General features: G+C 70.6%; 10 protein-coding genes. 6 read left to right on the top strand and 4 right to left on the bottom strand.

Annotated elements, in window-relative coordinates; translation table 11 throughout:
* Both ACWC2T_RS34150 and ACWC2T_RS34145 read right to left on the bottom strand, forming a co-directional pair.
* The coding region (locus ACWC2T_RS34150) for an S-adenosylmethionine synthetase N-terminal domain-containing protein (RefSeq protein WP_450674205.1) at positions 1 to 352 on the bottom strand (352 nt) is incomplete at its 3' end.
* Between the two features lie 86 nt (positions 353 to 438).
* Positions 439 to 855: an ester cyclase gene (locus ACWC2T_RS34145; RefSeq protein WP_450674204.1), complete on the bottom strand. Its 417-nt coding sequence runs from the start codon at positions 853 to 855 to the stop codon at positions 439 to 441.
* A gap of 246 nt (positions 856 to 1101) precedes the next feature.
* Between ACWC2T_RS34145 and ACWC2T_RS34140 the strand changes: the two genes are divergently transcribed.
* The 6 genes from ACWC2T_RS34140 to ACWC2T_RS34115 are packed head-to-tail and all read left to right on the top strand — an operon-like array spanning position 1102 to position 7232.
* Positions 1102 to 2169 (top strand): glucose-1-phosphate thymidylyltransferase, encoded by a 1068-nt coding sequence (locus tag ACWC2T_RS34140; RefSeq protein ID WP_450674203.1) that lies wholly within the window; start codon positions 1102 to 1104, stop codon positions 2167 to 2169.
* Positions 2166 to 3572, top strand: coding sequence for an NDP-hexose 2,3-dehydratase family protein (locus ACWC2T_RS34135; RefSeq protein ID WP_450674202.1), 1407 nt, complete (start codon positions 2166 to 2168; stop codon positions 3570 to 3572). The genes ACWC2T_RS34140 and ACWC2T_RS34135 overlap by 4 nt, the downstream gene beginning before the upstream one ends.
* Positions 3569 to 4594: a Gfo/Idh/MocA family protein gene (locus ACWC2T_RS34130; protein WP_450674201.1), complete on the top strand. Its 1026-nt coding sequence runs from the start codon at positions 3569 to 3571 to the stop codon at positions 4592 to 4594. The genes ACWC2T_RS34135 and ACWC2T_RS34130 overlap by 4 nt, the downstream gene beginning before the upstream one ends.
* On the top strand, positions 4591 to 5583 hold the full coding sequence (gene rfbB, locus ACWC2T_RS34125) for a dTDP-glucose 4,6-dehydratase (protein ID WP_450674200.1): 993 nt from the start codon (positions 4591 to 4593) through the stop codon (positions 5581 to 5583). The genes ACWC2T_RS34130 and rfbB overlap by 4 nt, the downstream gene beginning before the upstream one ends.
* Positions 5584 to 5634: 51 nt before the next feature.
* Positions 5635 to 6237, top strand: coding sequence for a dTDP-4-dehydrorhamnose 3,5-epimerase family protein (locus ACWC2T_RS34120; RefSeq protein ID WP_450674199.1), 603 nt, complete (start codon positions 5635 to 5637; stop codon positions 6235 to 6237).
* Positions 6234 to 7232, top strand: a complete 999-nt coding sequence (locus tag ACWC2T_RS34115) for an NAD-dependent epimerase/dehydratase family protein (RefSeq protein ID WP_450674198.1) — start codon at positions 6234 to 6236, stop codon at positions 7230 to 7232. The genes ACWC2T_RS34120 and ACWC2T_RS34115 overlap by 4 nt, the downstream gene beginning before the upstream one ends.
* A gap of 134 nt (positions 7233 to 7366) precedes the next feature.
* On the opposite strand, the gene ACWC2T_RS34110 is transcribed toward ACWC2T_RS34115, so the two are convergent.
* Positions 7367 to 8293, bottom strand: a complete 927-nt coding sequence (locus ACWC2T_RS34110) for an alcohol dehydrogenase catalytic domain-containing protein (protein ID WP_450674211.1) — start codon at positions 8291 to 8293, stop codon at positions 7367 to 7369.
* The gene (locus ACWC2T_RS34105) at positions 8293 to 8667 is read right to left on the bottom strand and encodes an antibiotic biosynthesis monooxygenase family protein (RefSeq protein WP_450674197.1); all 375 of its coding nucleotides are present in this window, start codon (positions 8665 to 8667) and stop codon (positions 8293 to 8295) included. Before ACWC2T_RS34105 ends, ACWC2T_RS34110 begins: the two co-directional genes overlap by 1 nt.
* Positions 8668 to 8703: the final 36 nt, after the last annotated feature.

Genomic DNA, 8703 nt, shown 5'->3' with positions numbered 1-8703 from the left:
CACCCTCGACCCGGCTCTCGTACGCCGTGTCCACGCCCTGCGCGATGTCCGGGGACTGCGCGCCGATGGACACCGACACGCCGCAGGAGGCGCCGTCGAAGCCCTTCTTGGAGGAGTCGTAGCCGATCTCGAGGATCTTGTTGCGGACCAGGGTCGCGATGTCCGCGTAGGCCTTGGTCGTCACCTCGCCGGCCACATGCACCAGGCCGGTGGTGATCAGCGTCTCGACGGCGACCCGGGAGGCCGGGTCCTCACGCAGAAGCGCGTCGAGAACGGTGTCGCTGATCTGGTCAGCGATCTTGTCGGGATGGCCCTCGGTCACGGACTCCGAGGTGAACAGGCGACGGGACACGGATACCTCCTGCAGCGCAGTCGAGGGGACGGGACGGCGACCGGTGGCGACGAGGGCGGCGGGGCCGGCCCTCGTGCGCCGTGCGGTCACGCCCCCGCGAGCTGCTGCTGAAGGCCCATGTGGTCCACCAGCGGCCAGACCTCACTGACACGGCCGTCCCGGAGCCGGTAGAAGACGTGCGCACGCTGCGAGACGGACTTGCCCGTCGGCGCATGCCCGCGGAACGTTCCGGTGTGCCTGCCGGTGGTCACACCGCGTACAGCCACGCAGTCGCCGTCGGCGATGATGCCCTCGATGACGAAGGTGAGGTCGGAGAAGGACTCGTGGAGCGACTGCCAGGTCGACCGGATCACCTCGGGTCCCGTCTGTCCCGAGTACAGAGCATGGTGCATCACGGCGTCCGGGGCCGTGATGTCGTCGGCGATCTCGAACTTGGCCCGGTTCACCACCTCTTCATAGAGGCGAAGGATGACCGCCTTGTTGACCTCGGCAGAACTCGCCATTCGATTCACTCCCCGTCGAAGGACTGCTTTCGGTGCCACGCATCGTGGACGTGGAACGACATGTCAGCGGGGGCGCGTACAGAACCTCTGGAAATCGGCTGAAGCGAGTGCGCGGCTCCGGCTCGGGCGGCCCCGCGCGGGTCCGGTGAACTGCGCCAACACCGACACATGAGCGCTTCTTCAGAGACCCGGCCGATGATCCGGGGACGTCAGACCGGGTAGCAGTCCACCTGAGGGGATGCCTCCATGAAGGCTCTGGTGCTGTCGGGCGGCTCCGGCACCCGCCTGCGACCGTTCAGCCATTCGATGCCCAAGCAGCTCATACCCGTGGCCAATACCCCGGTGCTCGAACACGTGTTGACGAACATCCGCGCTCTGGGGATCACCGAGGTCGGCGTCGTCGTGGGGGACCGGGCCACGGAGATCCGCCAGGTGCTCGGCGACGGGTCGCGGCTGGGTCTGCACCTCACGTACCTCCGTCAGGAGCGTCCGCTGGGACTGGCGCACTGCGTACGCCTGGCGCGTGATTTCCTCGGTGCGGAGGACTTCGTGATGTACCTGGGTGACAATATGCTGCCCGCCGGTGTTTCCGACATCGCCGAAGAATTCGCGGCACGTCGTCCCGCGGCACATGTCGTCGTGCACAAGGTCGAGAATCCGAGCCAGTTCGGTGTCGTTGAACTCGACGCCTCGGGCCGGGTGGAACGGCTCGTCGAGAAGCCCGCCAGACCGCGCAGCGACCTGGCGCTCATCGGCGTCTATTTCCTCACCGCTGCCATTCATGAGGCCGCCGCCGCCATTGCGCCGAGCCCGCGCGGCGAACTGGAGATCACCGACGCGCTGCAGTGGCTGGTGGAACGAGGCGCCCGCGTGGAAGCAACCCGGTACAGCGGTTACTGGCGGGACGTCGGGCGTGTGGAGGACGTCCTGGAGTGCAACTGGGCGCTTCTCGACGGACTGCAGTCCCGAGTGTCCGGTGAGGTCGACGATGCCAGTGTGATCAAGGGACCGGTCGTGGTGGAGGAGGGCGCACGTGTCGTCCGCTCGCTGGTGGAGGGCCCCGCGATCATCGGTCCGGCCACCGTGGTGGAGGACAGCACGCTGGGTCCGTACACCAGCCTCGGCGGGCACTGCGTGGTCCGCGGGACGCGACTCGGCGCGTCCGTCGCCCTGGACGGGGCGACGATCACCGGTGTACGGGGACTGAGCCACTCCCTCATCGGACGCGACGCGCACGTCGCCCCGGCCGGCACCGACCGGGCGGAGCACCGGCTGATCGTCGGCGACCACTGCAGGATCGAGGTGGCAGGATGACCCTCGCTCAGGAGGCCGTGGCGCTGCGGCCGCGGCACACGCCGGCCTTGGGCGAGCGGCTCGCCCGGTCCGCGGCGACCACCTGCGGCGCGGTCATGCGCACCGAGGAGTTCCACCGCTGGCTCCAGGAGCGCCGTGCGGCGCACCCCTTCCGGGTCGACCGCATTCCCCTGGCCGACCTGGACGGCTGGTCCTTCGAGAAAGGCACCGGCAACCTGGTGCATCACAGCGGCCGCTTCTTCACCGTGGAGGGCCTGCATGTCGTGGAACGGGGCGCGCCCTTCGGCGACGGCCCCCGCAGGGAGTGGCAGCAGCCCGTCATCCGGCAACCGGAGGTCGGCGTCCTCGGCATCCTGGCCAAGGAGATCGATGGCGTCCTGCACTTCCTGATGCAGGCGAAGATGGAGCCCGGCAACCCCAACCTGCTCCAGCTCTCGCCGACGGTGCAGGCGACCCGGAGCAACTACACCAGGGCACACGGCGGCAGCCGGGTGAACTACCTCGAGTACTTCGTCCAGCCGGGACCGGGCCGGGTGATCGCCGATGTGCTGCAGTCCGAGCACGGCGCCTGGTTCTACCGGAAGTCCAACCGCAACATGATCGTCGAAACGGTCGAGGACGTGCCGCTGCTGGACGACTTCTGCTGGCTCACCCTCGGCCAGATCGGTGAACTGCTGCACGAGGACAACGTGGTCAACATGGACTCACGGACCGTGCTCTCGTGTGTGCCGTACGACGACGGTGCCGACGGGGCGCTGCTGCCGGACGCGGAGCTGCTGTCCTGGTTCACCGGTGAGCGCGCGCGGCACGACGTGCAGGCGCGCTGCCTGCCGCTCGCCGACGTGGCGGGCTGGAGGCGGGGCAGGGACGCCATCGAGCACAACGAGGGACGCTACTTCGCGGTGGTGGCCGTCTCCGTGCAGGCCGGCAGCCGCGAGGTGACCAGCTGGACCCAGCCGATGATCGAACCGGTGGACCGGGGCCTGGCCGCGTTCCTGACCTGCGAGTTCGACGGCGTGCCGCACGTCCTGGTGCACGCCCGGGCCGAGGGTGGGTTCCTGGACACCGTGGAACTGACCCCCACGGTCCAGTGCGTGCCGCGCAACTACAGCCACCTCCCCGACGCGCAGCGGCCACCGTTCCTCGACGAGGTCCGCAACGCCGACCCCGCCCGCGTCCGGTACCGCGCCGTGCACTCCGAAGAAGGAGGGCGTTTCCTCGGTGCGGAGAGCGAATACATGATCGTCGCGGTGGACGAGCACACCCTGGCGGCCGTCCCACCGGGCTATGCCTGGGCCACCCCGGCCCAGCTCACCTCGCTGACCCGCCATGGCCACTACCTCAATGTGCAGGCCCGCACCCTGCTGGCCTGCCTGCACGCGTCGGCGGTGCGCGCGTCATGACCGGAACGCCGGACGCACCGCTGCGCATGGGCGTCCTCGGCTGCGCCGGCATCGCCGTACGCAGGATGCTGCCCGCGATGGCCGCCGTCGACGGCATCGAGGTCACCGCCGTCGCCAGCCGGGACCGGGCCAGGGCCGAGCGGACGGCGGCGCCCTACGGAGCGGCCGCGGTGCGCGGCTATGCCGAACTGCTGCGGCGCGAGGACGTCGATGCCGTGTACGTGCCGCTCCCGGCTGCACTCCACGCCGAGTGGACGGAGGCCGCGCTGCGCGCGGGCAAGCACGTGCTCGCCGAGAAGCCGCTCGCCACCGACGTATGCCGCACGGCAGAGCTGCTGAACCTGGCCGAGACCGCCGGGCGGGCGCTCATGGAGAACGTCATGTTCGTCCACCACGGTCTTCACCGCAGCGTCCGTGCTCTCGTCGACGCGGGCCGCATCGGCGAACTGCGCTGCTTCCACGCGGTCTTCGGTGTCCCCCGGCTGCCCGACACGGACATCCGCCATGACCCTGAGATCGGCGGGGGCGCCCTGTGGGACATCGGCGTCTATCCGCTGCGGGCCGCCCTGCACTTGCTCGGCGAGCCGCTCGACGTGCTCGGCGCGCACCTGGTCCGGGGCGGCGGAAAGCCCGTGGAGACCTCGGGCGGAGCGCTGCTGGGCACCCCGTCCGGGATCACCGCGCAGATCGCGTTCGGAATGGATCACGGGTACCGGTCGGCGTACGAGCTGTGGGGCAGCGAGGGCCGGATCGCTGTGGAGCGCGCCTACACCCCGCCGGCCGGTCATGAGCCGGTGGTGCTCCTTCAGACGCGCGCCGGACAGGAGCGCATCCGTCTGCCGGCCGAGGACCAGGTGCAGGCCACCCTCATTGCGTTCGCGGACTCCGTGCGCGACGGCGATGGCCCGGCGTACGACCGGACGACCCCGTTGGACCAGGCGGAGTTGCTGGCGGCGGTCCGGCGTGCCGCCGACGCGTCCGGCGCAGGCGGTGTCCACCTTTCACGGAAAGGCACGACATGAGGATTCTCGTCACCGGCGGCGCCGGATTCATCGGCTCCCACTATGTACGGTTCCTGCTCTCGGACACCTCCCCGGACCGCTCCGGCACTCGGGTCACGGTCGTGGACAAGCTGACCTACGCGGGCAACCGTGACAACCTGCCGGCCGGCCACGAACGGCTCGACTTCGTCCAGGGCGACGTCTGCGACCTTCCCCTGCTGCTCGATGTGATGCCGGGCCACGACGCGGTGGTGCACTTGGCGGCAGAGTCACACGTCGACCGCTCGCTGGACGGCGCCGCCGAGTTCCTGCGCACCAACGTTCTCGGTACGCAGGCCGTGCTGGAAGCGGCGCTGCGCTGCCGCGTCGGCAGGGTCGTTCACGTCTCCACGGACGAGGTCTACGGCACGATCACCGAGGGGTCGTGGACCGAGGACAGCCCCTTGCTGCCCAACTCTCCCTACGCCGCTTCGAAGGCGGGCTCCGACCTGGTCGCGCGCGCCTACTGGCGCACACATGGGCTGGACGTCTGCATCACCCGCTGCTCGAACAACTACGGCCCTCACCAGCACACCGAGAAGCTCCTTCCGCGGTTCGTCACCAACCTGCTGGAGGGTTCCCCGGTGCCGCTGTACGGAGACGGGCGCAACGTCCGTGAATGGCTGCACGTCGAGGACCACTGCCGGGCGATCCAGCTGGTGCTCACCCGGGGCCGGGCGGGCGAGGTCTACAACGTCGGCGGCGGAAACAGCATGACCAACCGTGAACTGACCGAACGCCTGCTGCGGCTGTGCGGGGCCGACGCCTCCATGATCAGGCACGTCGCCGACCGCAAGGGCCACGACCTTCGTTATTCGATCTGCGACGCCAAGATCCGCGCAGAGCTCGGATACGCCCCGCGGATCACTTTCGACGACGGACTGGCCGAGACCGTCGCCTGGTACCGGGACCACCCCGGCTGGTGGAAGGCGGTCAAGCACGGTGCCGCGGCTGCCGGCACGACCGCTTGAAGGAAGGGGCGGCATCGCCCCTTGGCGCGTCACACTGGAGGACTCCATCCGATGCAGGTTCGCACACTGGGCATCGAGGGTGCCTTCGCGTTCACACCGCCCGTGTTCAAGGACCGGCGGGGCATGTTCGCCTCCGCCTTCCAGGGCGACGTGTTCGAAGAGCACCTGGGCCACCCGCTGTTCCCCGTCCGGCAAGTCAGCCACAACGTCTCCGCGCGCGGCACACTGCGCGGCATCCACTACACCCTCACCCCGCCGGGAATGGCCAAGTACGTGTTCTGCCCGTACGGCCGACTGCGCGACTTCCTGGTGGACCTGCGGGTCGGCTCGCCGACGTTCGGCCGAACGGTGACCTCGGAACTCGACGCCGACAGCTGCCGAGCCCTGTACGTGCCGGTCGGGGTCGGTCACGCGTTCCTCTCCCTGGAGGACGACTCCCTGTGCGTCTATGTGATGTCGCAGAGCTACGTACCCGAGCACGAGGCCGCCGTCGACCCGCTGGATCCCGCGCTGGCACTGGCCCTTCCGGACGACATCGAGTTGATCCGGTCCGAGCGTGACCTTGCCGCGCCGACGCTCGACACCGCGAGCTCCCAGGGCGCGCTGCCCGACTACCACACGTGCCGCAAGGCGGAGGAGGCTCTGTGGGCATGACGTCCCCGCTGGTGGTCGTCCTGGGCGCTGCGGGCTTCGTGGGCTCCGCCGTGGTCCGTGAGCTCTCCCGTCGGCCGGTACACATCCGTGCCGTCTCCCGGCGGGCGGCCCGCGTGCCGGAAGACGCCCGCGCCGAGGTGGAGGTGCGCACGGCGGACCTGACGCGGCCGGGATCGATGGCCGCGGCACTCGCCGGCGCCGATGCGGTGATCCACTCGATCGCCTACATCGCCCCCCGCTCGACCTGGCGCATCGACGACCACGACACGGCCGCGGAACGGGTCAACGTCGGACTGGTCCGTGACCTCGTCGCCGCGCTGCGGGACAGCGGCCGGAGCGAGACCGCGGTGCTCTTCGCGGGGTCGGTGTCGGCAGCCGGCCCGTCGGCGGCCGGGTTCTACGACGGCACCCAGCCGGACCGTCCCCAGGGCGCCTACGACCGGCAGAAGCTCGCTGCTGAACGGGCGCTCCTCGCCGCGAGCGCCGAGGGTGTGCTCCGGGGCGCCTCGCTGCGGCTGCCGACGGTGTTCGGGTACGGCCCGGACTCCTGCGCCCAGGACAAGGGGATCGTGTCGTCCATGGTCCGGCGCGCGGTCGCCGGAGCCCCCATCACCATGTGGCATGACGGCACGGTCCGCCGGGACCTGCTGTACGTCGACGACGTCGCGCGGGCGTTCGTCCTGGGCCTCGACCACATCGAAAGGCTGACGGGCCGCGCCTGGGTCCTGGGGACGGGCCGCGGCGAACCCCTCGGTGAGGTCTTCCGCACCGTGGCCGGACTGGTCGCGGAGCAGAGCGGCGAGGCGCAGGTGCCGGTGGTCTCCGTGCCGCCGCCCGCACACGCCGAGGCGCGGGACTTCGCCAGTGTGACCGCTGACGCTTCGGCATTCCGTACGGTCACCGGCTGGCAGCCCGAGGTCCCGCTGGCGGAGGCGTTGCGCCGGACGACGGCCTTTTGCACGAGCGGTGCGGAGGCGGCACTGCTGGGCGGGTAGCCGACTCGGCGCCCGGCGCGGCGGCCCCGGCCGACAGGCGCCGGGCGGCGGAGCCGGCCGAGCGGGCACGCCGAGAGGCCGTGGGTTCCAGTGGCAGGAGCCCACGGCCTCGGGCCCGACAGGGTCGGTAAAAGTCAGGGGATCAGAACCACGCCTCCGCGGGTGCCGCCCTTGGCGAGCACGGTGTGGGCTTCGGCGACGTTCCCGAGCGGGAACGTCCGGGGCGTGCGCAGGGTCAGCTCGCCCTTCTCCACCATGGCGACCAGCTCGGCCAGTTGGGAACCGATGCCCCGGGCCAGCACCACCGTGGTGCGGATGCCGCGCACACCGGGCGGCGGGAACGGCGGCGTCACCCCGGTGTAGGCGCCGTTGTCGCGGACCGCGGCCAGCGCCGGAGCGCCGATGGCCGCCGCGTCGAGGAGCCCGTCGACGCCGCCGGGCACCACGGTGCGGACGGCGGCCCCGATGTCCTCGGCGCGAGCGACGAACCCGGCCCCCCGGCTGGTGACGAACCCTTCGTCCTGCGGTCCGGCGACACCTACGACGTCGAGCCCCCGTCGGGCGGCCAGTTCCAGGGCGAACCCGCCCACGCCGCCGGCCGCGCCGGTCACGGCCAGCTTCTGCCCGGCGGTCAGGCCCAGCAGGTCCAGCCCCTGCCGGGCGGTCAGCGCATTGAGCGGGAGGGTGGCCGCCTCGGCCGGAGCCGTACCGGCGGGCGCCGGGGCGAGCACGTCGGCGGGCAGGACGACGTAGTCGGCCTGCGTGCCGGTCTTGGTGTCGGGCCAGTTCGACATGCCGACGACCGTCTGGCCGACAAAGAAGCCGGGCACGTCCGAAGCGACCGCGTCCACCGTGCCGACGACGTCGGCGCCGAGGGTGTACTGGGGGCCGGCCGGAAGCATCGGCCCCAGTACTCCCGACCGGGCCACCACATCGAGCGGGTGTACGGCGGCGGCCCGCACGCGGACCCGCACGTGACCGGCGGCCGGCTCCGGCACAGGAAGGTCGGCAACCTTCAGGACATCCGGTCCCCCGAATGACGTGATGGTCACTGCTCGCATCATGACTCCTCTGCTGAGTTCGGGTAGGAGGGTTCCGGGCGTTGCGCTCGGGCCGGTTCGTGCGCGAAGGCGACCCAGCAGGGGACGGCGTCCACAGAGGTGACGAGCCGGCCCACGGCCGTGAAGTGGCCCTGGGCGTCAGGCCGGGCCCGCATCGCCCGGAAGGCTTCTTCGGAGTCCCACTGGACATAGGCGATCACCGTGTCCCCGTCGTGGCCCCGGTGCACGCTGGTCGAGACGAACCCCGGTTGCAGGTCCAGGAGGTGCATTCCCTTCAGCAACACCTCGACCAGCTCTTCCTGGTGGTCGGGGGTGGTGCGGAAGATGTTGATGGTGGTGAAGTACTTCTCCTGCGCGATGGTGGCGCCGGACATGCGGGTCTCCTGACGACAGAGGTGAGCGGGGGACTG

The organism is Streptomyces sp. NPDC001393, assembly GCF_053597455.1.
This window is presented reverse-complemented; position numbering and strand designations above follow the sequence as displayed.

What these genes read in the sequence shown, in the direction of transcription:
- ACWC2T_RS34140 (WP_450674203.1), top strand. Translation starts at nt 1,102, where the DNA reads ATGAAGGCTCTGGTGCTGTCGGGCGGCTCCGGCACCCGCCTGCGACCG.
- ACWC2T_RS34145 (WP_450674204.1), bottom strand. Translation starts at nt 855, where the DNA reads ATGGCGAGTTCTGCCGAGGTCAACAAGGCGGTCATCCTTCGCCTCTAT.
- ACWC2T_RS34105 (WP_450674197.1), bottom strand. Translation starts at nt 8,667, where the DNA reads ATGTCCGGCGCCACCATCGCGCAGGAGAAGTACTTCACCACCATCAAC.
- ACWC2T_RS34115 (WP_450674198.1), top strand. Translation starts at nt 6,234, where the DNA reads ATGACGTCCCCGCTGGTGGTCGTCCTGGGCGCTGCGGGCTTCGTGGGC.
- rfbB (WP_450674200.1), top strand. Translation starts at nt 4,591, where the DNA reads ATGAGGATTCTCGTCACCGGCGGCGCCGGATTCATCGGCTCCCACTAT.
- ACWC2T_RS34130 (WP_450674201.1), top strand. Translation starts at nt 3,569, where the DNA reads ATGACCGGAACGCCGGACGCACCGCTGCGCATGGGCGTCCTCGGCTGC.
- ACWC2T_RS34110 (WP_450674211.1), bottom strand. Translation starts at nt 8,293, where the DNA reads ATGCGAGCAGTGACCATCACGTCATTCGGGGGACCGGATGTCCTGAAG.
- ACWC2T_RS34135 (WP_450674202.1), top strand. Translation starts at nt 2,166, where the DNA reads ATGACCCTCGCTCAGGAGGCCGTGGCGCTGCGGCCGCGGCACACGCCG.
- ACWC2T_RS34120 (WP_450674199.1), top strand. Translation starts at nt 5,635, where the DNA reads ATGCAGGTTCGCACACTGGGCATCGAGGGTGCCTTCGCGTTCACACCG.